The sequence below is a fragment of the Streptomyces sp. NPDC050617 genome (assembly GCF_040654795.1).
Classification (GTDB): domain Bacteria; phylum Actinomycetota; class Actinomycetes; order Streptomycetales; family Streptomycetaceae; genus Streptomyces.
Genome location: NZ_JBFAIS010000031.1, coordinates 66,925 through 89,103 on the forward strand (window position 1 = coordinate 66,925; position 22,179 = coordinate 89,103).

General features: G+C 71.6%; 20 protein-coding genes. 11 read left to right on the plus strand and 9 right to left on the minus strand.

Annotated features, from left to right (window positions below; genetic code table 11):
• Nucleotides 1-73: 73 nt before the first annotated feature.
• A complete protein-coding gene (locus tag AB0I49_RS31830; protein WP_363230614.1) occupies nt 74-1,333 on the plus strand; it encodes an ATP-binding protein in 1,260 nt (419 codons plus the stop codon).
• Nucleotides 1,334-1,360: 27 nt separating this feature from the next.
• Here the strand turns inward: AB0I49_RS31830 and AB0I49_RS31835 are convergent, their stop codons facing one another.
• Nucleotides 1,361-1,867 (minus strand): GtrA family protein, encoded by a 507-nt coding sequence (locus AB0I49_RS31835; RefSeq protein ID WP_363230615.1) that lies wholly within the window; start codon nt 1,865-1,867, stop codon nt 1,361-1,363.
• 346 nt (nt 1,868-2,213) lie between these two features.
• On the opposite strand from AB0I49_RS31835, the gene AB0I49_RS31840 reads away from it, so the two are divergent.
• The 4 genes from AB0I49_RS31840 to AB0I49_RS31855 all read left to right on the plus strand — a co-directional run bounded on the left by AB0I49_RS31840 (nt 2,214) and on the right by AB0I49_RS31855 (nt 6,627).
• Complete coding sequence (locus tag AB0I49_RS31840) at nt 2,214-3,332, plus strand: 5-(carboxyamino)imidazole ribonucleotide synthase (protein ID WP_363230656.1); 1,119 nt, start codon at nt 2,214-2,216, stop codon at nt 3,330-3,332.
• Nucleotides 3,329-3,913, plus strand: coding sequence for a 5-(carboxyamino)imidazole ribonucleotide mutase (gene purE, locus AB0I49_RS31845; RefSeq protein WP_363230616.1), 585 nt, complete (start codon nt 3,329-3,331; stop codon nt 3,911-3,913). The genes AB0I49_RS31840 and purE overlap by 4 nt, the downstream gene beginning before the upstream one ends.
• A gap of 2 nt (nt 3,914-3,915) precedes the next feature.
• A complete protein-coding gene (locus AB0I49_RS31850) occupies nt 3,916-5,169 on the plus strand; it encodes a dipeptidase (protein ID WP_363230617.1) in 1,254 nt (417 codons plus the stop codon).
• A 159-nt stretch (nt 5,170-5,328) separates the two neighbouring features.
• Nucleotides 5,329-6,627, plus strand: a complete 1,299-nt coding sequence (locus tag AB0I49_RS31855; protein WP_363230618.1) for a dipeptidase — start codon at nt 5,329-5,331, stop codon at nt 6,625-6,627.
• Between the two features lie 72 nt (nt 6,628-6,699).
• Here AB0I49_RS31855 and AB0I49_RS31860 read toward each other — a convergent pair whose 3' ends face one another.
• Together AB0I49_RS31860 and AB0I49_RS31865 are read right to left on the minus strand one after the other, a co-directional pair.
• Nucleotides 6,700-7,077: a VOC family protein gene (locus AB0I49_RS31860; RefSeq protein WP_363230619.1), complete on the minus strand. Its 378-nt coding sequence runs from the start codon at nt 7,075-7,077 to the stop codon at nt 6,700-6,702.
• Nucleotides 7,078-7,222: 145 nt separating this feature from the next.
• Nucleotides 7,223-7,588 (minus strand): VOC family protein, encoded by a 366-nt coding sequence (locus AB0I49_RS31865; protein ID WP_363230620.1) that lies wholly within the window; start codon nt 7,586-7,588, stop codon nt 7,223-7,225.
• An 87-nt stretch (nt 7,589-7,675) separates the two neighbouring features.
• Here AB0I49_RS31865 and AB0I49_RS31870 point away from each other — a divergent pair, with 87 nt between their 5' ends.
• Complete coding sequence (locus tag AB0I49_RS31870) at nt 7,676-8,260, plus strand: CGNR zinc finger domain-containing protein (RefSeq protein WP_363230621.1); 585 nt, start codon at nt 7,676-7,678, stop codon at nt 8,258-8,260.
• A gap of 302 nt (nt 8,261-8,562) precedes the next feature.
• On the plus strand, nt 8,563-10,482 hold the full coding sequence (locus AB0I49_RS31875) for an N-acetylmuramoyl-L-alanine amidase (RefSeq protein ID WP_363230622.1): 1,920 nt from the start codon (nt 8,563-8,565) through the stop codon (nt 10,480-10,482).
• Nucleotides 10,483-10,553: 71 nt separating this feature from the next.
• Here the strand turns inward: AB0I49_RS31875 and AB0I49_RS31880 are convergent, their stop codons facing one another.
• Nucleotides 10,554-11,894 (minus strand): UDP-glucose/GDP-mannose dehydrogenase family protein, encoded by a 1,341-nt coding sequence (locus tag AB0I49_RS31880; protein WP_363230623.1) that lies wholly within the window; start codon nt 11,892-11,894, stop codon nt 10,554-10,556.
• Between the two features lie 135 nt (nt 11,895-12,029).
• Between AB0I49_RS31880 and AB0I49_RS31885 the strand changes: the two genes are divergently transcribed.
• The gene (locus AB0I49_RS31885) at nt 12,030-13,202 is read left to right on the plus strand and encodes an acyl-CoA dehydrogenase family protein (RefSeq protein ID WP_363230624.1); all 1,173 of its coding nucleotides are present in this window, start codon (nt 12,030-12,032) and stop codon (nt 13,200-13,202) included.
• 160 nt (nt 13,203-13,362) lie between these two features.
• The gene (locus tag AB0I49_RS31890) at nt 13,363-13,833 is read left to right on the plus strand and encodes a pyridoxamine 5'-phosphate oxidase family protein (RefSeq protein WP_363230625.1); all 471 of its coding nucleotides are present in this window, start codon (nt 13,363-13,365) and stop codon (nt 13,831-13,833) included.
• An 18-nt stretch (nt 13,834-13,851) separates the two neighbouring features.
• Here AB0I49_RS31890 and AB0I49_RS31895 read toward each other — a convergent pair whose 3' ends face one another.
• Together AB0I49_RS31895 and AB0I49_RS31900 are read right to left on the minus strand one after the other, a co-directional pair.
• Nucleotides 13,852-14,784: an aminoglycoside phosphotransferase family protein gene (locus tag AB0I49_RS31895; RefSeq protein ID WP_363230626.1), complete on the minus strand. Its 933-nt coding sequence runs from the start codon at nt 14,782-14,784 to the stop codon at nt 13,852-13,854.
• Nucleotides 14,781-16,079, minus strand: coding sequence for an LCP family protein (locus tag AB0I49_RS31900; protein ID WP_363230627.1), 1,299 nt, complete (start codon nt 16,077-16,079; stop codon nt 14,781-14,783). The genes AB0I49_RS31895 and AB0I49_RS31900 overlap by 4 nt, the downstream gene beginning before the upstream one ends.
• Before the next feature lie 223 nt (nt 16,080-16,302).
• On the opposite strand from AB0I49_RS31900, the gene AB0I49_RS31905 reads away from it, so the two are divergent.
• Nucleotides 16,303-16,845 carry an acyl-CoA thioesterase gene (locus tag AB0I49_RS31905; RefSeq protein ID WP_363230628.1) on the plus strand — a complete coding sequence of 181 codons (543 nt, stop codon included), beginning with the start codon at nt 16,303-16,305 and terminating at the stop codon, nt 16,843-16,845.
• A 72-nt stretch (nt 16,846-16,917) separates the two neighbouring features.
• Here the strand turns inward: AB0I49_RS31905 and AB0I49_RS31910 are convergent, their stop codons facing one another.
• Together AB0I49_RS31910 and AB0I49_RS31915 are read right to left on the minus strand one after the other, a co-directional pair.
• Nucleotides 16,918-17,166 carry a hypothetical protein gene (locus tag AB0I49_RS31910; protein WP_363230629.1) on the minus strand — a complete coding sequence of 83 codons (249 nt, stop codon included), beginning with the start codon at nt 17,164-17,166 and terminating at the stop codon, nt 16,918-16,920.
• A 388-nt stretch (nt 17,167-17,554) separates the two neighbouring features.
• Nucleotides 17,555-19,027: an LCP family protein gene (locus AB0I49_RS31915; RefSeq protein ID WP_363230630.1), complete on the minus strand. Its 1,473-nt coding sequence runs from the start codon at nt 19,025-19,027 to the stop codon at nt 17,555-17,557.
• A gap of 223 nt (nt 19,028-19,250) precedes the next feature.
• Between AB0I49_RS31915 and AB0I49_RS31920 the strand changes: the two genes are divergently transcribed.
• Nucleotides 19,251-20,291 carry a glycosyltransferase family 2 protein gene (locus tag AB0I49_RS31920; RefSeq protein WP_363230631.1) on the plus strand — a complete coding sequence of 347 codons (1,041 nt, stop codon included), beginning with the start codon at nt 19,251-19,253 and terminating at the stop codon, nt 20,289-20,291.
• An 83-nt stretch (nt 20,292-20,374) separates the two neighbouring features.
• Here the strand turns inward: AB0I49_RS31920 and AB0I49_RS31925 are convergent, their stop codons facing one another.
• The gene (locus AB0I49_RS31925; RefSeq protein ID WP_363230632.1) at nt 20,375-22,078 is read right to left on the minus strand and encodes an LCP family protein; all 1,704 of its coding nucleotides are present in this window, start codon (nt 22,076-22,078) and stop codon (nt 20,375-20,377) included.
• Nucleotides 22,079-22,179: the final 101 nt, after the last annotated feature.

Genomic DNA, 22,179 nt, shown 5'->3' on the forward strand with positions numbered 1-22,179 from the left:
ACGGCGCGGCGCGCCCCGCGCGGGCGCCCCGCCCGGGGGCCGAGACTCGTACCACCCCGCCCCGGAGGGCACAGTGCGCCGCCGTCTGATCAACTCCACGCTCGCCGTGGTGCTCGTCGTGATCGCCGTCTTCGGCATCTCGCTCGTCATCGTGGAGACCCGCACGATCGAGAGCAGCGCGCAGGAAAGCGTGCAGTCCGAGGCCGTACGGCTGGTCAGCATCGTCGACAGCCGGCTGTTGGGCGGCGAGCGGGTGGCCTCCGGGGTGCTGCGCGAGCAGATCACGCCGAACCGCTACGCCAAGATCGAGATCCCCGGCCGCGCCGCCATCGAGCTGGGCAAGCACCCCGCGGGCGAGGTCATCACCGCCACCCAGAAGGGCGAGCGGGGCGAGACGATCACGGTCGTGGAGTCCCGCACCACGGTCAGCCAGGAGATCGGCCGGACCCTGATGGTCATCCTCGGGGTGGCGCTGCTCGCCGTCGTCGCCGCCGTCTTCCTGGCCGTACGGCAGGCCAACCGGCTCGCGACCCCGCTCACCGACCTCGCCGAGACCGCCGAACGGCTCGGCTCCGGCGATCCCCGGCCGCGCCACCGCCGCTACGGCGTCGCCGAGCTGGACCGGGTCGCCGACGTCCTGGACGCCAGCGCCGAGCGGATCGCCCGGATGCTCACCGCCGAGCGGCGGCTCGCCGCGGACGCCTCGCACCAGCTCCGCACGCCCCTGACCGCGCTCTCCATGCGGCTGGAGGAGATCACGCTCACCGACGACCCGGACACGGTCAAGGAGGAGGCGACGATCGCCCTGACCCAGGTGGAACGGCTCACCGACGTCGTGCAGCGGCTGCTGACCAATTCCCGCGACCCGCAGTCCGGTTCGGCCGTCACCTTCGACCTCGACGAGGTCGTCAAGCAGCAGATCGAGGAGTGGCGGCCCGCCTCCCGCAGCGAGGGCCGGGCCATCGTCCGCTCCGGCAAGCAGGGGCTGCGGGCCGTCGGCACGCCCGGCGCGGTCTCCCAGGTGCTGGCCACCCTCATCGAGAACTCGCTCATGCACGGGGACGGCACCGTGGCGCTGCGCACCCGCGTCACCGGCAACCAGGCCGTCGTGGAGGTCTCCGACGAGGGCCGGGGGGTCCCGGCGGACCTCGGCTCGCGGGTGTTCGAGCGTACGGTCAGCGGCCGGAACTCGACGGGGCTCGGGCTCGCCGTCGCCCGCGACCTCGCCGAGGCGGACGGCGGGCGGCTGGAGCTGCTCCAGGGGTACCCGCCGGTCTTCGCGCTGTTCCTGAGCCGGGACGCGGACCAGGCGCGGGACTCGCGGGAGCCGTGAGGGCCGGGCCGTCCGGTCCCGTCCGCGCTACTTGTTGATGACCCGGACGTGGGTCCGCGGGTCGGTCAGGAACGATTCAGCGGTCTCCACCGCCTCGCGGGCCGGCAGCGCCTTGAACACCCAGGTCCGGTAGGACCAGAAGCGGAAGAGGGTGGCGATGCCGATGCCGAGGAACTTGAAGACGTTGCTCTGCAGCGGGCTGTCCCAGTGGAAGGCGTACGTCGCCGTGTAGAGCGTGCCGTTCTCGATCACCAGGCCGATGGCGCTGAACAGCAGGAAGAGCGTCAGCTCCTTCGTGCGCCCCTGCTTGTCCCGGTCGCGGTAGGTGAAGTAGCGGAACCCCACGTAGTTGAAGATGATCGAGACGGCCGTCGCCACGATGCTCGCGCGCACGACCGGCAGGTCGCTGGCGTGCCGTACGAGGTTGAAGACCGCGAGATTGACGAGCACGCCCGCGCCTCCGACCGCCCCGAACTTGGCGACCTCGCGGATCAGCCGATCCGCCCGAGAACGGAGTGCGCTCGGTTCTCCCATAGTGATCTTCAAGCTCCAGAGTCCGGCGGAAGGCGGCGTCCAGCAGTGTCGGTCGGCGTCGGTCAGCGTGGGTCCAGCTTCTTCATGCTAACCAGCGACCCCGAGGCGTGCTCCCGCGGTTGGGCAATGGAGTGGCCGCGGAGGGCGCTCCGGCTGGTCACAGCGGTGCGGCGGCTGATCGCAGCGGCGGCGCGGCCGGCAGGGCGGCCCGCGCCGACGGCCGAACGCGTCGGGTACGCGTCAAACTGCGTCGATCATAGGGGCGATTGGAGGAACGTCCAAGGCGGGGGCGGCGGTATCCGGCCGGGCGGATACCCTGGTCCGCGTGACGTTCCCGGTAGTCGGCATGGTCGGCGGCGGTCAGCTCGCCCGTATGACCCACGAGGCAGGCATCCCCCTCGGCATCAGGTTCAAGCTGCTCAGCGATACCCCGCAGGAGTCCGCGGCGCAGGTCGTCGGCGACGTCGTCGTCGGCGACCACCGCGACCTCGCGACTCTTCGTGCGTTCGCACAGGGCTGCGACGTGATCACCTTCGACCACGAGCATGTGCCCACGGAGCACCTGCGCGCGCTGGAGGCCGACGGCGTGCCCGTACGCCCCGGCCCCGACGCGCTGGTGCACGCCCAGGACAAGGGCGTGATGCGGGCGAAGCTCACCGAGATCGGCGTGCCGTGCCCCCGGCACCGGATCGTGGAGAACCCCGCCGACGTGGCGCGCTTCGCGGCGGAGGGCGACGGCTTCCCGGTCGTGCTCAAGACGGTGCGCGGCGGCTACGACGGCAAGGGCGTGTGGATCGTACGGAGCGAGGCGGAGGCCGCCGAGCCGTTCCGGGCCGGGGTGCCCGTGCTCGCCGAGGAAAAGGTCGGCTTCACGCGCGAGCTGGCCGCCAACGTCGTACGGTCCCCGCACGGCCAGGCCGTCGCCTACCCGGTGGTCGAGTCGATCCAGGTCGACGGCGTCTGCGACACGGTGATCGCGCCCGCGCCGGGGCTGTCCGCGCAGCAGTCCGCCGCCGCGCAGGAGCTCGCCCTGAAGATCGCGGGGGAGCTGGGCGTCGTCGGCCATCTGGCCGTCGAGCTGTTCGAGACGCCCGACGGGCGCGTCCTCGTCAACGAGCTGGCGATGCGCCCGCACAACTCCGGCCACTGGACCCAGGACGGCGCGGTGACCTCGCAGTTCGCCAACCACGTACGGGCCGTGCTGGACCTGCCGCTGGGCGACCCCCGGCCGCGCGCCCCGTGGACCGTGATGGCCAACGTCCTCGGCGGCGACTACCCGGACATGTACGCCGCCTACCTCCATTGCATGGCGCGGGACCCGGGCCTCAAGATCCATATGTATGGAAAGGACGTGAAGCCCGGCCGCAAGGTCGGGCACGTCAACACCTACGGTGACGACCTGGCGGACGTGCGGGAGCGCGCGAGCCACGCCGCCGGATACCTGCGAGGAACGATCACCGAATGAGCGCGCCCACGCCCCCCGGCACCACGCCCGCGACCGGCTCCGACGCGGGCGCCGCCCCGCTGGTCGGCATCGTCATGGGCTCGGACTCCGACTGGCCCGTCATGGAGGCCGCCGCCCAGGCCCTCGACGAGTTCGAGATCCCCTACGAGGTCGACGTCGTCTCCGCGCACCGGATGCCGCGCGAGATGATCGACTACGGCGAGCGCGCCGCGGGCCGCGGCCTCAAGGCGGTCATCGCGGGCGCCGGGGGAGCGGCGCACCTGCCCGGCATGCTGGCCTCCGTGACCCCGCTGCCGGTGATCGGCGTGCCCGTACCGCTCAAGTACCTCGACGGCATGGACTCCCTGCTGTCCATCGTGCAGATGCCGGCCGGCGTCCCGGTCGCCACCGTCTCGGTGGGCGGCGCCCGCAACGCGGGGCTGCTCGCGGTCCGCATGCTCGCCGCGCACGACAGCGAGCTGCTGGCCCGGATGCGGCACTTCCAGGACGAGCTGAACGAGCAGGCCGCGGAGAAGGGCAAGCGGCTGCGGGCCAAGGTGGAGAGCGGCCGGTCGGGTGGTTTCGGCTTCGGCGGCAAGTGACGATGACGGAGGAGTCAGAGGTGTCCGAGACGACTGAGACGGCGGATTCCGGGGCGGCCGGCCATCTGGCGAGGGCGCGCGAACTGCTCGCCGGCCACCCCGTGGTCGACGGCCACAACGACCTCCCCTGGGCCCTGCGCGAGCAGGTCCGCTACGACCTCGACCGGTGCGACATCGCCGCCGACCAGCGCGGCCGACTGCACACCGACCTGGCCCGGCTGCGGGCCGGCGGCGTCGGCGCGCAGTTCTGGTCCGTGTACGTGCGCAGCGACATGCCCGGCGGCCACGCCGTCGCCGCGACCCTCGAACAGATCGACTGCGTACGGCAGCTGGCCGACCGCTACCCCGGCGACCTGCGGCTCGCGTTCACCGCGGACGACATGGAGGCGGCGCGGGCCGAGGGCCGCATCGCCTCCCTCATGGGCGCCGAGGGCGGCCACAGCATCGACGAGTCCCTCGCCACGCTGCGCGCCCTGTACGCGCTCGGCGTGCGCTATATGACCCTCACCCACAACGACAACGTCGCGTGGGCGGACTCGGCGACGGACGAGCCGCGCGCGAACGGCCTCACCCGCTTCGGCGAGGAGGTCGTCCGCGAGATGAACCGGGCCGGGATGCTCGTCGACCTCTCGCACGTCGCGCCCGCCACGATGCGCGACGCGCTGCGCGTCAGCGAGGCGCCGGTGATCTTCTCGCACTCCTCCGCGCGCGCCGTCTGCGACCACCCGCGCAACATCCCGGACGACGTGCTGGAGACCCTCGCGGCCAACGGCGGCACGGCGATGGCGACGTTCGTGCCCAAGTTCATCCTCCCGGAGGCGGTCGCCTGGACGCGGGCCGCGGACGACAACATGCGCGCCCACGGCCTCCACCACCTCGACACCACCGCCGACGGCATGCGGGTCCAGCGCGCGTACGAGGCCGCCCACCCCCGGCCCATGGCCACCGCGGCGACGGTCGCCGACCACCTCGACCACATGCGCGAGGTCGCGGGCGTCGACCACATCGGCATCGGCGGCGACTTCGACGGCACGGCCTTCACCCCGGCCGGCCTCGAAGACGTCTCCGGCTACCCCAACCTCATCGCGGAACTGCTGCACCGCCGCTGGTCGGAGGCCGACCTGTCCAAGCTGACCTGGCAGAACGCGGTACGCACGCTGCGCGCCGCAGAGGACGTGGCGCGCGGGCTGCGAAGCGAGCGGGGCCCGTCTAACGCGACGATCGAGCAGCTGGACGGGGCGCCGGAGCAGGGCTGACGGCCGCAGGGGCGCCGGGGCCCGGTCCTCGGCGCCCCTTCGTCGGCCGTGCTCCGTCAGGGCGGGCGCTCTAGCCCATACGCGCCGCGCAGCGCGGTGCGGCGGGATCCACGTGTCACCGTGGCCGTTATTGCGCCGCGACGAGCACGGAGCCCCTTCATGGCCGACACAGCCCCCGTCCTCCAGGGGAGCCCCCGAGCATTCACCCCTGCCCCCGCCTCCGCCCCCGCGCCGGACCCGGCGCCCGCGACCGGGCCCGCCCCGGACCTCGCGGCCCCGTCCGCCGCCGACTCCGCCCCCGACCCCGCCGCCGACTCCGCCGCCGACCCGGCCTCCGTGACCCGGGCGCGACAGCTGCTGGCCGTACGCCCCGTCGCCGACGGCCACAACGGCCTGCCCTGGACGCTGCGGGCGCGGTCCGGCCACGACCTGACACCGGGCCGCTACTACGACCTCGACCTCGACGACGCCACGCTGCACACCAACTTCCCGGCGCTGCGCGCGGGCGGCGTCGGGGCGCAGTTCTGGTCCGTCCACGTGCCGGCGGAAGCGGCCGGGGACCGGGCGGTCAGCGCGACCCTCGATCAGATCGACTTCGTGCACACGCTGGTCCGCGCCTACCCGGAGTCGCTGCGCCTCGCCCTCACCGCCGACGAGATCGGCGACGCCCGCAACCGCGGCCGGATCGCCTCGCTGCTCGGAGCCGCGAGCGGGCACTCCATCGACAGCTCGCTGGGCACCCTGCGCGGGCTGTACGGCCTCGGCGTGCGCACCATGGCGCTCACCCACGACCGCAGGACCCCGTGGGCGGACTCGGCGCTGGACGAGCCGCGGGCGGGCGGCCTGACCCTCTTCGGCGAGGAGGTGGTCCGGGAGATGAACCGGCTCGGCATGCTCATCGACCTCTCCATGAGCTCCGTCGACGTCATGCGGCAGACCCTGGCCGTCTCCAAGGCCCCGGTCCTCTTCTCGCGCTCGGCGGCGGCCGCGCTGACCGGCCGGCCGGGCGACGTGCCCGATGACATCCTGGAGCGGCTGCCGGTCAACGGCGGGCTGTGCATGGTCACGTTCGAGCCGGAGCGCATGGCGCGCGGCGGGCGCCCCGCGACGCTGTCGGACATCGCCGACCACCTCGACCACGTACGGGAGGCGGCGGGCGCCGCCCATGTCGGGCTCAGCGGCTGCTACGACGGCGGCCCGGAGTCCTCGCCCGCCGCCGCGGACGGTGACGCGGGCGGCCCGCTGCCCCGCCCGAGGGGCCTGGAGAACACCTCCCGCTACCCGTATCTGATCGCGGAACTCCTCGACCGCGGCTGGTCGGACACCGACATCGCCAAGCTCACCTGGGAGAACACGCTGCGCGTGATGCGCGGCGCGGAATTCGCGGCGCGCGCCGGCGGACGGCGGCGCGCCCCGTCGATGGCGACGATCGGCCGCCTCGACGGGGCGCGTATCTGAGCGGCCCGGGGGCCGGGACCCGGCCCCCGGACCGCTCGGCGCGGGAGCGCGGCCCGCTGCGGCCGGTCGCGCCTATTGCGGCCTGATCAGGCAGAAGGGATGCCCCACGGGGTCCGCGAAGACCCGGAAATCGCGCTTCCCGCCGTCGTCGTCGAGGTCGAGCGCGGTCGCCCCCAGCGCCATCACCTGCTCCTGCCGCGTCTCCATGTCGTCGACGTCCAGGTCGAGATGGATCTGCTGGGAATTGTCGTCGGCGCTCGGCCATTTCGGCGGGGCGAACCCGGGCGCGCGCTGGAAGGCGAGCCGCTGCCCGTCGGGCGTGTACAGGTCGACCCAGTCCGCGTCGGCGTCGCCCTCGATCCGGCCGCCGAGGATGTGCGCGTAGAACTCGGCGAGCCGCAGCGGCTCGGGACAGTCCACGACGGTGACGCGGAGCTTCGCGATGGGCATGGGGACTCCTCCTCGGTCTCTGCTCTGCTTCCTGCTCTGTACGTTCCTGCTCTGTACGGTGGCCGGATTCCGGCCACGGTCTCACGTTCCGCGCGCCCTCCCCGGTCGGCTGATCAGGCGGCTCACCGCCTGGTCAGCCGCCAGATCACTGGCCGCACAGACAGAACGGGTGCCCCGCTGGATCGGCGTAAACACGCCAGGAACGCGGTTCGCCGCCATTGTCGTCGAGCAGCCGCGCCCCGAGCGCCAGGACGCGCTCGTGCACCTCGTCGATCACCGGCACCCGCAGGTCGAGGTGGAACTGCTGCGGCGCGGCGGGGTCCGGCCAGCGCGGCGGCACATGGTCGGGGGCCTCCTGGAAGGCCAGCACGATGCCGCCCGCCCCGACGAGCTCCACCCAGCCGTCGCCCTCGTCCACCACCTCTCCGCCCAGCAGCTCCGCGTAGAAGCCGGCGAGCGCGACGGGGTCGGGACAGTCCAGTGCGACGGCGCCCAGCGTGGCGATGGCCATGATTCCTCCTGAGGGGAAGTTACTAGTAAGAGCTATCTGTTGGTAACCGTTACTGCATACTCCCCCAATGGAGGTAACGTCGCAAGCATGAGCGCGGAAAGAACGGCGCCCGGCGGCCTCGCCCTCGTCCAGGACCTGGTGAACACCCTCGACGTCGAGACCGGGCAGGACGCCCTGGCGGCCCCCGGCGGGCCGGCCCGCTTCGGGCTCGCCGAGCGGGAACGGTCCGGGGCCCAGGAACTGCGCGAGGCGCTGCGGGCCGTCTGCCTGGCCCATACGGGCACGGACCTCGCGGAATCCGAGGTCGCGGAGCTGGACCGGCTGTTCGCCGCGGGCCCGCTGGTGCTCGCGGTGGACGGGCGGGGCGCGGCGGCGCTGCGCCCCGCCAACGGCCTGACGGGGCTCGCCGCGCTCACGGCCCGTATCGCCGCTGCCGTCTCGGCCGCGGCCGCGGACGGGACCTGGGCCCGGCTCAAGGCGTGCGAGGCCCACGACTGCCAGTGGGTCTTCTACGACCGCAGCCCGGCGGGGCGCGGCCGGTGGTGCTCGATGGCGGTGTGCGGGAGCCGGGCGAAAATGCGCGCGTACCGGGCGAACAAGGCGGCCGGGCGGCGCGGCGCCCCGGCGCGGATCCATAACCCCGAAATGCCGGACAAGCCGGAACAGGGATAACGGGCGTGAAAGAGGAAAGGTCCGGATAAAGGTACGGATCGGGCCGCCCGCATCGCACTGTTCGGTTGCCGGACACCGCACATAAACGTGTCATCGGCCACCCCGCCCTGGGATCCCGAATGTTTTTCTGATCTGATGTCATTCGGCGCGACAACCGTCACCGCCGGGGTGGTCACCGCCCACTTCGGCATGTCTGTACGGGAATTGCGCGCCCACCCCCACACCTTTGGGTGCGTACCGGGCGAGTCGATGGCCCTCCTGATGAGGGAGCCCTGCGCACCGTCGCATTGAAGGGAACCCCTTTGCACAAGCGGAAAAAGCGTTGGCTGCCGACGGCTGCCGTCGGCGGCGCACTGGCCATTGGCGCTTTCGCTTTCCTGCCGTCCCTCGCACAGGCGATGAACGCGGACGACCCGCAGTCGCCCACCACTCAGGCCGCATTCGCCGCGGCCGCTGAAGAGTTCGACGTGCCGCTGCCCGTTCTGCTCGGCGTGGCGCACCAGGAATCCGGCTGGCAGCACCACACCGGATACAGCGAAACCGGCGGCTGGGGCCTGATGAACCTCACCGACGTGACGTCGAAGATGGTCTCCGGCGGCGCCGCGGGCGCGGCCGGCCGCTCCGACCTCGCCTCCTTCACCGACCACCCCGAACTGCACACGCTGCGGGCCGCCGCGAAGCTGACCGGCGCCTCCGCCGACAAGCTCCAGCACGACCAGAAGGAGAACATCCGCGGCGGCGCGGCCCTCCTCGCCGCGTACCAGAAGCAGCTCACCGGCGGCACCGCGAAGGACCCGGCGCAGTGGACCGCCGCGGTCGCCAAGTACAGCCGCCTGACCGACCGCAAGGCGGCGGCGTCGTACGTCGACGGCGTGTTCGCCGCCATCAAGTCCGGCGCGAAGCGCGACGCGGCGGACGGCGGGTCGGTGACGATGAAGGCCCAGCCGTCCGCGAAGCCGATGGCGGCCCAGTACAACAAGCTGAAGCTGAAGGACGCCGGTTCGCCGAAGGCGGAGTGCCCGCCGTCGATGAACTGCAAGTTCGTGCCGGCGGCGGCCTCCAACGGCCAGGTCTCCAACCGCCCGGCCAACGGCGTCAAGATCACGCAGATCGTGCTGCACACGACCGAGGGGTCGTACGAGAACGCGATCAAGACCTTCCAGACGGCCGGCGGCTCCTCGTCGCAGTACGTGATGCGGTCCTCGGACGGCGAGGTCACGCAGATGGTGCCGAACAAGGACGTGGCGTTCGGCGACGGCAACTACGACAGCAACCTGCACGCGGTGCAGATCGAGCACGAGGGCTTCTCGGCCCACGGCGCCGACTGGTACACGACGGCGGCGTACGAGCAGACCGCCAAGCTCGTGAAGTACCTGGCGAACCGCTACGACGTGCCGCTGGACCGCCAGCACATCCTCGGCCACGACAATGTGACGGGCCCCTCGAACGGCACCATCGCCGGCATGCACTGGGACCCGGGCAACGGCTGGGACTGGACCCGCTTCATGCGGATGATCGGCGCCCCGGTCGACGAGGGCAAGCGCGGCGTCGGCCCCGTCGGGTCCGCGGTGACGATCACGCCGGGCTTCGAGAAGAACCAGCAGACGTACAACATCTGCCCCAACGACGACCCGTCCGGCGCCATCAAGAAGTGCGGCCCGGTGACCGGCCCGTCCAGCGCCCTGTTCGTCCGCACCGAGCCCCGCGAGGACGCCCCGCTCGTTCTCGACCCCGTGGTGCACGGCGGCAAGGACGACAAGGGCACGAACGACGTCTCGGACTGGACCACCACCGTCCAGGCCGGCCAGAAGTTCGTGGTCGCCGAGAAGAAGGGCGACTGGACCGCGATCTGGTTCGGCGGCCAGAAGGGCTGGATCCACAACCCGGGCGGCAAGAACACGACGCCCGCCAAGGACGTACGGATCATCAAGGCGCCCGGCAAGGACGCGGCCAAGGTGTACGGGACCGCGTACCCGGACGCGGCCGAGTACCCCAAGGGCATGTCCCCCTCCAAGCAGGAGCCCCTGACGGCGAAGAACTACGCGATCCCGGCCGGACAGGCGTACGTCGCCGACCAGCCGCCGGTCGGCGCCGTCGACTTCTCGCCGTCCACGCAGGCGGTGGTCAAGGGCGCGAAGAAGTACTACACCGTCCAGTTCAACCACCGGTATGTGCTGGTGGACGCGGCTGACGTGAGCGCGAAGAAGACCGCGCGCCACTGACGCGACAGCGAGCGCACACGACGGACGCCCGGAACCGCGAAGGTTCCGGGCGTCCTGGCGTTCCCGCCGGTTCAGGCGCGGGGCCGCCCCAGCGCGCGGTACGTCCAGCCGGCCGCGCGCCACAGCTCGGGGTCGAGGGCGTTGCGCCCGTCGAGGATGAAGGGTTCGGAGACGGCCTTGCCCAGCTCGGCGGGGTCGAGGTCGCGGAACTCGCGCCACTCGGTGAGGTGCAGCACGGCGTGGGCGCCCTGCGCGGCCTCGGCGGCGGTCGCCGCGTACCCCAGGGTGGGGAAGAGGGCGCGGGCGTTGTCCATGCCCTTGGGGTCGTAGACGGTGACCTGGCCGCCCTGGAGGTGGATCTGGCCCGCGACGTTGAGCGCGGGGGAGTCGCGTACGTCATCGGAGTCGGGCTTGAAGGTGGCGCCGAGGACGGCGATGCGCTTGCCGAGGAACGAGCCGCCGACGGCCTCGCGGGCGAATTCGACCATGTGGCCGCGGCGCCGCATGTTGATGGAGTCGACCTCCCGGAGGAAGGTCAGGGCCTGGTCGGCGCCGAGCTCGCCGGCGCGGGCCATGAAGGCGCGGATGTCCTTGGGGAGGCAGCCGCCGCCGAAGCCGATGCCGGCGCGCAGGAACTTCCGCCCGATCCGCTCGTCGTGCCCGATGGCCTCGGCCAGCTTGGCCACGTCGCCGTCGGCGGCCTCGCAGACCTCGGCCATCGCGTTGATGAAGGAGATCTTGGTGGCGAGGAAGGAGTTGGCGGCGGTCTTGACCAGCTCGGCGGTGGGGAAGTCGGTGACGACGAAGGGCGAGCCCTCGGCGAGCGGCTTCGCGTACACCTCGCGCAGCCGCCGCTCGGCGCTCTCGCCGGCGACGCCGACGACGATGCGGTCGGGGTGCAGGGTGTCCTGGACGGCGAAGCCCTCGCGCAGGAACTCCGGGTTCCAGGCGAGCTCGACGTCGGAGCCGGCCGGGGCCAGCTCGGCGAGGCGGGCGGCGAGCCGCTCGGCGCTGCCGACGGGGACGGTGGACTTGCCGACGACGAGGGCGGGCCGGCGCAGATGCGGAGCCAGCGATTCGAAGGCGCTGTCCACATACGACATGTCGCAGGCGTACTCGCCGTGCTTCTGCGGGGTGTTCACGCAGACGAAGTGGACGTCGCCGAACTCGCCGACCTCCTCCCAGGAGGTGGTGAAGCGCAGCCGCCCGCTGGACCCCTCGAATCCGGCGACGTGCCGCCGCAGCAGCTCCTCCAGCCCCGGCTCGTACATCGGGACCCGGCCCTGCGCGAGCATCTCGATCTTCTCGGGGACCACGTCCAGCCCCAGCACGTCGAAGCCGAGTTCGGCCATGGCGGCCGCGTGCGTGGCCCCGAGGTAGCCGGTGCCGATCACGGTGATCTTGGGGGCCATGAGTGCTCCAACATGCGTGCGGGCTGATCCTTCCCGAGCATATCTGTCGGCAAGCTCACGTAGGCCGGGCCGGGGTGGCGGCCCTAGAATTGCGGTTACTAAACGGTAGTTAACTCTCAGGGGAGTGAGAACACCTTGGCGGGATCAAAGGACTTCGACCTGTACCGGCCGTCCGAGGAGCACGACATGCTCCGCGATACGGTGCGCGCACTCGCCGAGGCGAAGATCGCCCCGTTCGCCGCCGAGGTGGACGAGGAGGGGCGCTTCCCGGAGGAGGCCCGTACCGCGCTGACCGCGGCCGACCTGCACGCCATCCACGTGCCCGAGGCGTTCGGCGGGGCCGGGGCCGACGCGCTGGCCACCGTCATCGTGATCGAGGAGGTCGCCCGCGTCTGCGCCTCGTCCTCCCTGATCCCGGCCGTCAACAAGCTCGGCTCCCTGCCGGTCATGCTCTCGGGCTCCGAGGAGCTGAAGAAGAAGTACCTGGGCCCGCTCGCCCAGGGCGACGCGATGTTCTCGTACGCGCTCTCCGAGCCCGACGCGGGCTCCGACGCCGGCGGCATGAAGACCAAGGCCGTCCGCGACGGCGACCACTACGTCCTCAACGGCGTGAAGCGCTGGATCACCAACGCGGGCGTCAGCGACTACTACACCGTCATGGCCGTGACCGACCCCGACAAGCGCACCAAGGGCATCTCCGCCTTCGTCGTCGAGAAGGCCGACGAGGGCGTCTCCTTCGGCGCCCCCGAGAAGAAGCTCGGCATCAAGGGCTCGCCGACCCGCGAGGTCTACCTCGACAACGTCCGCATCCCCGCCGACCGCATCATCGGCGCCGAGGGCACCGGCTTCGCCACCGCGATGAAGACCCTCGACCACACCCGCATCACCATCGCCGCCCAGGCCCTCGGCATCGCCCAGGGCGCCCTCGACTACGCCAAGGGCTACGTCCAGGAGCGCAAGCAATTCGGCAAGCCCATCGGCGACTTCCAGGGCGTCCAGTTCATGCTCGCCGACATGGCCATGAAACTGGAAGCCGCCCGCCAGCTCACCTACACGGCCGCCGCCAAGTCCGAACGCGTCGCCGCCGGCGCCGAAAAGGAAGACCTCACCTTCTACGGCGCCGCCGCCAAGTGCTACGCCTCCGACGCCGCCATGGACATCACCACGGACGCGGTCCAACTCCTCGGCGGCTACGGCTACACCCGCGACTACCCCGTCGAGCGCATGATGCGCGACGCCAAGATCACCCAAATCTACGAGGGCACGAACCAGGTCCAGCGGATCGTCATGGCGAGAAACCTGCCGTAACGCGACTTTCGCGAGAACGCCCCTGCCGGCTGCGGCGGGGGCGTTCGTCTGCCGCCGGCCCCCGGGCGCGAGGACCGGGTCCTGAGTCCCGCGTCCTGAGTCCCGCGTCCTAGATCCGCCGACCGATGCGGCGGCGGAGGTCACGTCATAGCGTCGTGCCATGACGTCAGATGATTCTCTTTCGGACGGCCCCCGCAGCCCGGAGCGGCGTAAGCGCGAGGCGCTGGAGCGGCTGGAGCGGGACAAGGACGTGTGGGTCGCGACCGCCGATGACGGCGGTGAGCCGTGTCTCGTGCCGCTCGCCTTCTACTGGGACGGCGAGGCCGTGTGGCTGTGCACCCGCGACACCAACCCGACCGGACGCAACCTGGCCGCCTCGGGGAAGGTCCGGCTCTGCTTCGGGCACACCAGGGATGTGGTCCTGGTCCGCGGCGCCGTTCGCACGCTGGACCGGGACGGACTCCCGGCCGGGGTGGGCGACGCCTTCGCCGCCAAGGACGGTTGGGACCCGCGGGAGGACCACCCCTCGTACGTCTGGTTCCGGATCGTTCCCGAATTCGTGCAGGCGTGGGGGACGGTTTCCGAGATGGCGGGGCGGACGCTCATGCGCGCGGGGGAGTGGCTGGTCTGAACTCGCCTGCCGGGGCGGTCAGTTGGCGCGGCGGTTGTGGAGGGACTCTGCTATCGCGACCGATGACGGGGCGAGGGAACGGGCGCCGTCTTCGACGTTCCAGAGCTCGTTCTGGAGGAGGCGGGCCAGGGTCCAGGCCGTCGCGCGGGGGCGGTCGAGGGCGAGGGCTTCGGTGAGCGTGTCGAAGCGGCGGCGGACGATGCGGAGGGCGTCGCCCTTGGCGACCACGTCGTCCCAGCGGCTGTCCAGGGCCGGCCACAGGTCGAAGCCGGGGTCGCCCGAGAGAGGCTCGGGGTCGATGGCCAGCCAGGGTTCGCGGTCGGCTGCCAGGACGTTGCCGTAGTGCAGGTCCCAGTGGAGCAGGCGGTCGCCGGGCTCGTCGGCCAGTTCCGCCACCGCCGAGGCCCAGCCGCGCAGCAGCCGCCGTTCGGACGGGTCGATCAGCGCCGCTGCCGCGTCCGGTGCCCGCGCGAGCATCTCCGCGGTGACCTCCCCCAGGCCGCGTAGCCCCGCCGGCGCGGGGACGCTCACCAGGCGCGCCAGCAGTCCCGCGAGAATCGCCGTCGCCTCGTCGTCGTCCTCCAGCGCGGCCAGCGTACGGGCGCCGTCCAGCCGTTCCAGGAGCATGGTGCTGCTCTCCGGGTCGTGGTCGAGCAGCCGTACCGCCCCGGCCCCGTCCCAGGCGCGCAGGCCGATGAGCGCGGCCGTCGTCTCCTGCCGGGGCGGCTGGAGCTTGAGGACCGCGCGCGTACCGTCCGCGCGCCGCACCGGCAGCACCAGCGACGCCTCCCCGGCCCCGGCGGCCCCGTCCCGTACCAGCCCCCACCGGTCCAGATGGCGCGAGACGAGCTCCGGCAGCGCCGCCGTCCAGGCCCTTCCCTCCGCGCCGAAGGCCCTGTCGTACGACGCCGCCAGACGCGCCGGGATCTCCAACCCCTGTGACGTGGTCACTTGTCCGAGACGGTGACCTTCTCGTCGTTCTTCAGCTGGTCGAACAGCTGCTTCGACTTGGTCTTGTCCCACTTCACCGCGACCCCGTCGCTCGGCGTCGGGACGTTCGCCGAGGAGATCGGCACCGTCAGCTGCTTGCCGTCGCCGCCCGTCACGCCCTTCATGTCCCAGAACATCGAGGTGAGGTTCCACAGCTCCATGTCCTTGTCGACGATCAGCGTGTCCAGCCCCGAGCCGATGACCGGGTAGAGGCGGAAGGGGTTCAGGATCGTGGACGGCGAAGCCGCCTGCTTGGCCAGGGTGTTGAGGAACTTCTGCTGGTTGCGCATGCGGCCGAGGTCCTGGTCGGCCTCCTGGTGGCGCTGGCGGACGAAGGCGAGCGACTGCTTGCCGTCGAGGGTCTGGCAGCCCTTCTTGAAGTCGGCGCCCGAGTCCTTGTCCTTGACCGCCTTGTCCAGGCACATGTCCACGCCGCCCAGCGCGTCGACGAGGCTGCGGAAGCCGCCGAAGCCGATCTCCGCGTAGTGGTCGATGCGCAGGCCGGTGTTGTACTCGATGGTCCGGGTCAGCAGCTCCGGGCCGCCGTCCGAGTACGCCTGGTTCAGCTTGTGCGTCGAGGCGGGGTAGCGCTTGCCGGACTTCTTGCCGGTGAACGCCGGGATGGTGACGTACGAGTCGCGCGGCAGGCTCAGCATCGTGGAGCCGTTGTCGCCGGTGTGCAGGATCATCATCGAGTCCGTGCGCTTGCCGTCGGCCGAGCCCGTGTGCAGGTCCTTCTTGTCCTGGTCGGAGAGGCCCTCGCGGCTGTCGGAGCCCACGATCAGATAGTTGGTCCCCTCGCCGGACCCCGGGCGGTCCTCGACCTTGCTCAGGTCGACCTCGCGGCGCATCTTCGAGTCGGCCCAGAAGTACGTGCCGATGGAGACCGCGAGCACCACGACGACGAGGGTCAGCACGCCGATCTTGATGCGCTTGCGCCAGTTGGGCGGGTTGGCGCGCGGGGGACGGCCGTACGGGCCGCCGCCGGGTCCTCCGGGGCCGCCGGGCCCGCCCGGTCCGCCGGGCTGGCCGCCCCGGCCGTACACCTGGCCGGTGTTGTAGCCGTCGTCGTAGCCGCCCGCCTGATGGGCGGCGTAGCCGTCGTCGTATCCCTGGGGCTGCTGCGGCAGGTAGGGCTGCCGCGTGCCGCGGCGGACGTGCGGCATGGCTCGGGCGCCTTCCGGCTCGGAGCCGGCGCCGCCGCGTCCATACCGGTCCCTGCCGCCACCGGTCCGTCCCTCGGGCCAATCGTTCATGAGATGAAGTGTGCCTGCCAGAGCGGGGCGGCTCACAGGGCGAGGACCGGATCGGGGCCCTGCTGTTGCAGAGCTGATGCATTCCGGGTCCACATATGGTGGAGGACATGACCATTCAGGCCCGGGACCCGGCCGCGGCGATACCGCGCGAGCCGGCGCCGCGGTCACGGGGCCGCGGCCGCTCCCGCCCGGAGGGACATGTCCGGCCGTTTACGCTGGTGTCATGACTGATCACGGCCCTATAGAGCCGGGGGAAGACCTCCCCGGCAAGCTGACCGAGGCGTCGCGTACGACGCTGAGCCACATCATGACCGGTAGCGACACCAATCTGATGGGCACCGTCCACGGCGGCGTGATCATGAAACTGGTGGACGACGCCGCGGGCGCGGTGGCCGGCCGCCACTCCGGCGGGCCCGCCGTCACGGCCTCCATGGACGAAATGGCGTTCCTCTCGCCGGTCCGCGTCGGCGACCTGGTCCACGTCCACGCGCAGTGCAACTGGACGGGGCGCACGTCCATGGAGATCGGCGTGCGTGTGATGGCCGAGCGCTGGAACGAATCGACGCCGGCCCAGCAGGTCGGCTCGGCGTATCTCGTGTTCGCGGCGGTCGACGCCGACGGGAAGCCGCGGGCCGTACCGCCGGTGATCCCGGACACCGAGCGGAACGAGCGACGTTTCAAGGAAGCGCAGATCCGCCGCACGCACCGGCTCGCCCGCCGCCGCGCGATCAAGGAACTGCGCGAGCAGCAGCCGGACGAGGCCTGACGCGGCCACGCGCAACACCGCCCGCACGTCTCGGGGGAAACGCGCGGGCGGCGGTGCGGGATGGTGGAGCGGTCAGACGGCGATCTTCGTCTCGCTCACCAGGGAGCCGGCTATTTCGTATCCACGGTCGGTGGGCAGAGCCGCGGTGAATGCCTGGGCCGCGGCCTTCAGCGCGGCCTCGCTCTCCTCCGGCGTGAGGTAGAGGCTGCCGCCCGGCGCCCACGTGGTGACGGGGATGTCGTGGGTGATGACGGCCATGCTCGGGGCGCCGTTATGGTCGCCGTACGAAACGGCGACTTCGGCGCGGATGATCTCAGACACGGATTGTGGTCCTCTCTGGTGCGCGTGTGGTCGGATCAAGGCTGGAGCCATGATCGGAATGTCACGGTGGGTGAGTACACCCGCCGTGCCCTGGTTCGGACCGGCGAATGTTGATCTGTGCGTTGAGGTACCAGGCACGGGCGAACGGGGCGCCGAAGGAGAAATGCGCTGCGGCGGAGGGGGCCTCGTTCTGCGGTGAAGCGCGCGATCTGCTCTGTCGCCCGAGGTCAGGCCCCGCGTCAGCCGGTAACGGCTGGAGGCAGGGTGTGACGAGGCGCCATGGGGATCTGCGTCGCTCCGCCGATGGTAGATCATTTGGGGCGGACTGTCGTGCTGTCCGTCCCGCGGCGTACTGACGGGCGGGTACGCCCCCTCTCCGCCCCGCCCCCTACGGGCACACCACCTCGTCCCCCTTCACCGCCCGCGCGCTGTCGCTGTCCTGCGCCGGTTCCTGTGCCCGTACCTTCCGTACGCCCTTCGCCGCGTCCGTGAACTGGGTGCCCAGGGTGACCGTGAGTACCGGGCCCTGGTTCGGGACCTGGCGCAGTTCGGCGCCGGGGAGGGCTGCGGCCAGGGACTGGGCCGAGCGGTCCCAGCCGGGGTCGTAGCCGACGACCGTGTGCGGCATCGGGGTGCCCTGGGCCGTGGCGGGGGCCTTGTCCGTGTTGAAGCCGGTGGCGGCCAGGGCGTGGTCGGCGGCGCGGCCGAGGCCGGGGTGGCCGCTGCCGTTCAGGACGCGTACCCGGATCTGCTGGGGCGCCACGTCCACCGGCTTCGCGCCGTGTGCACCGTCGCCGCCCTGGCGCGCCGCGATCGGCCGGTCCTCGCGGAGCGACTGGAACAGCCGCTGGGCCTTGGCCTCGTCCCATTTCACGGTGGAGCCGACGTTCGGGACGCTGTAGTTCATGTCCCCGAGCGGCACCGAGGCGAACTCCGACGACGCGGGCGTGAAGTCCTTCATGGCCTGGCCCAGCGCCAGGATGTCCGTGCTGCCGAAGCCCCGGTCCGCGCGGACCGAGCCGAGCATCGCGGAGGCGAGGTCCTGGAGCTTCATCGGGTTCAGGAGCATCCCGCTGCTGGTGGCCTGGTGGATCAGCGACGCCATGAACCGCTGCTGGCGCTGCATCCGGCCCAGGTCGGAGGCGCCGTCGAGGTGGCGGGAGCGTACGTACTGGAGGGCCTGGCCGCCGTTGAGGTTCGACGTGCCCGCCGGCAGGTCCAGGCCCGAGTAGTCGTCCTTCAGCGGGCGGGGCGTGCAGACCTGTACCCCGCCGAGCACGTCCACCGTCTTCATGAAGCTGGTGAAGTCGACCTCCAGGTAGTGGTCGAGGTGCACGCCGGTCATGTGCTCGACGGTCCGTACGGTCAGGCCGGGGCCGCCCTCCGCGTACGCCGCGTTGAGCTTCTGCGGGTGGGCGGCGCGGCGCCTGCCGGTCGCGGGGTCGGTGTGCTCGGGGATCTCGGTGTACGAGTCGCGCGGCAGGCTGACCACGCTGGCGCGGTCCCGGTCGGCGGAGAGGTGCACCATCATGACCGTGTCGGTGCAGTGGCAGGGCTCGCCGCCCAGGTGGTAGCGGGCCTTCTCGGCCGGTGTGATCTTGTCGCGGCCGTCCGTGCCGACCAGCAGGATGTTCATGCCGCCGCCGCTGCCGGGCCGGTTCGACAGGCCCCTGAAGGGGTCGACGCGGTCGATGCCGCCGTCGAGGCCGGTGACCACCGCGTGGCCGATGCCGCTGGTGGCCAGGACCAGGGCGGCGGTGCCCATGGCGAGGCGGCGGCCCCAGCGCGTACGGCGGCGACGCTCCGGCGGCCGGGGCCGGGAGTGGGGGCGGGGCCTGGGGGAGCGGGCCGGTGGGGTCACGTCTGAGACCTCCGCGACGGGCTGGGCGGCTGGGCAGGACCGCGGTCACGGTAAGCCCATACGATCAGCTGCCGTCGCCCCCACGCCGCCGCGCGCCCGGCTGCCACCCGGGCGGCGTGCGCCCGGGTCATCCGTTCGCGGTAACGTGACGGTCGATCCTTCACCCCCGACGCGGCTCCGCCGACCCAGCGGACGCCGCCGCGGGCCGTACCCCCGAGGAACGATGTCTGAGCCGCAGCCCCCCGCCGTTTCCGTGATCATGCCGGTGCTCGATGAGGAACGGCATCTGCGAAGCTCCGTCCGGCACATCCTGGAACAGGAGTACGCGGGCGAGCTGGAGGTGGTGATCGCCCTGGGCCCGTCCGCGGACCGTACGGACGAGATCGCCGCCGAGCTGGTACGGGAGGACCCCCGCGTCCGCACCGTGCCGAACCCCACCGGCCGCACCCCCGCCGCGCTCAACGCCGCGATCAAGGCGTCCCGGCACCCGATCGTGGTGCGGGTGGACGGCCACGGCATGCTCTCGGCGAACTACATCGCGACCGCCGTGCGGCTGCTGGAGGAGACCGGCGCGCAGAACGTCGGCGGCATCATGCACGCCGAGGGCGAGAACGACTGGGAGTGGGCCGTCGCCGCCGCGATGACCTCGAAGATCGGGGTGGGCAACGCGGCCTTCCACACGGGCGGCGCGGCGGGCCCCGCCGAAACCGTGTATCTGGGCGTCTTCCGGCGCGAGGCGCTGGAGCAACAGGGCGGCTACAACGAGGAGTTCATCCGCGCCCAGGACTGGGAGCTGAACTTCCGCATCCGCGAGGCGGGCGGCCTGGTCTGGTTCTCGCCGGAGCTGCGGGTGCAGTACCGGCCGCGGCCGAGCGTCCGCGCGCTCGCCAAGCAGTACAGGAACTACGGGCGTTGGCGGCACGTCGTCGCCCGCTACCACTCCGGCTCCATCAACCTCCGCTACCTCGCGCCGCCGACCGCCGTCGTCGCCATCGCCGCCGGCATCGTGGTGGGCGCGGCCGTCACCCCGTGGGGCTTCGTGGTCCCGGCCGGGTATCTGGCCGCCATCACCGCCGGGTCGCTGCCCGCGGGCAAGGGGCTGTCGCTCAAGGCGCGGGCCCAGATCCCGCTCGCGCTGGCGACGATGCACATGACCTGGGGCTACGGCTTCCTCACCAGCCCGCGTTCGCTCGCCAGGAAGGTCATCGCCAGCCGCCGCCCGGCGGTCACGTCGCCGCAGCGCGAGGAGCAGCAGCAGTCGTAGCGGTACGTACGCGCGTACGCAGACGGAGAGGGCCGTCCCGGTATCCCGGGGCGGCCCTTCTCCACGTAGGCGTCGGACAGGCGTCAGAAACGGTTCAGCGGGTTCACGTCCATGCACGCCGCCGAGTCGTCGCCGTTGAGCGCCGCGGAGCTGTCCGGCGCCTTGTCGTCGCTCTTGTCGTCCGAGCCCGCGTCCTTCGGGTACGAGGTGCCCGTGCGCCAGTCCGCGCCGACCACGAGGGTGATCTGCTGGACGGACGTCGACATCCGCAGCGCGCTGTCCGGCAGGCCGAGCGCCTTGGCGACGGCCTGGGCGTCGCCGCGCTTGTCGGCCTTCGGGTAGCTGATGACGGTGGTCGCCTGCGTCTTGGGCGTGGTGTCCGCGGCGGCCTTGGTGAAACCTTCCTTGACGAGCTCCGCGGAGATCGTCCCGGCGCGGCCGGGGGCCGGGGCCTGGCTGGCGGTGCCGGTGCCGTTCTGCACGGTCACGCCGATCTCGCCCTTGGGCGCGGCCGGGTCGGACGGGGTGGTCTTCTTGTCCTGCCCCGCGCCCTTCTCGTCCTTCTTGTCCTTGTCCTTCTTGTCCTTGCCGTCGAGCGACTTGTCGTCGCGGACGAGCGAGAAGAGCTTGTCGGCGTCGCCGGGCTTGGGCACCACGTGCGCCTTGGGGTTCAGCGGGTCCTGGATCCACGGCATGGTGGTCATCGTGATCCGCTTGGTGGACACCTGCTTGAGCTCGTCGGTGAGGTCGTAGAGCTTCTTGGGCGTGCCGAGGCCCTTGTCGACGGTGAGGGCCTTGGTGGCGGCCTCGGCGAGGTCGCTGAGCTGGCCGGGGTCGGTGAGCTTGGTGCCCGACTTGAGCTGACGGACCATCGCGTTCATGTACATGTGCTGGGCGTGGGTGCGGCCGATGTCGCTGCCGTCCTCGAACCCGTGGCGGGTGCGCAGCCATTGGAGGGCCTGCTTGCCCTTGACCTTGTGGTCGCCCTTCTCCAGCCGCAGCCCCGACAGCTTGTCGTAGACATTGTTCTTGACGCAGACGGGGACGCCGCCGACGGCGTCGGCCATGTTCACCACGCCGGCGAAGTCGATCATCATGAAGTGGTCGACGGGGATGCCGGTCAGCTCTTCCCAGGTGGCGACGGTGCAGCCCGGACCGCCGTTCATGAGGCTGGCGTTGATGATCTCCCGGTCGGTCTTCCGGTAGACCTTGCCGTCGTCGGGGTCCTTGCACTCGGGGATCGTCACGCGGGTGTCGCGGGGGATGCTGATGACCGACATATTGCTGCGGTCGGCCGACACATGGAGCAGCATCTGCACGTCGGCGAGGGGCTTGCGGCCCACGTCGCGGTGGGAGCCGCCGAGCGCGACGTTCTCGGCGCTGTTGCGGCTGTCGGAGCCCAGCAGCAGGATATTGAGGGGGCGTTGGCCCTTGGCGTTGGCGGCACTGCGGTCCAGCCGGTTCTTGCCGAGGTTGAGGTCGCCCTTCTTGATGTTGCCGCTGAGGTGCTCGTAGTAGAAGTACCCGGCGCCGGCCGTGCCGAGGATGAGGACCGCGGCGGAGAACGCGGTCCAGCGCAGTATTCGCGCGCCGCGGCCGCGTTTCTTGCGGGGGCCGCCGCGGCGATGGCGCTCGCCCCGGCCTTTGCCGGAGTGTTCGCCCTTGCCTTGGGGAGCGGTCACGTTGGGGTCGGCCCCTTCCTCGTACATGCTGTCGTCCCAGCCCAGATCCCGGGCCTCCGGGGCGCGCCGGCGCCCACGCTCCCCCCGCACACTGCTCTGCCGCATCGTGCCTCCCCGTTCTAGGTGGTGCGTCCGGCCCGCTGGGCAGGCGTGTGGTAGGTGGTGGTGCCGTGCACCGGAGCGTGCGTGCCGTGCGCCGGAGCGTG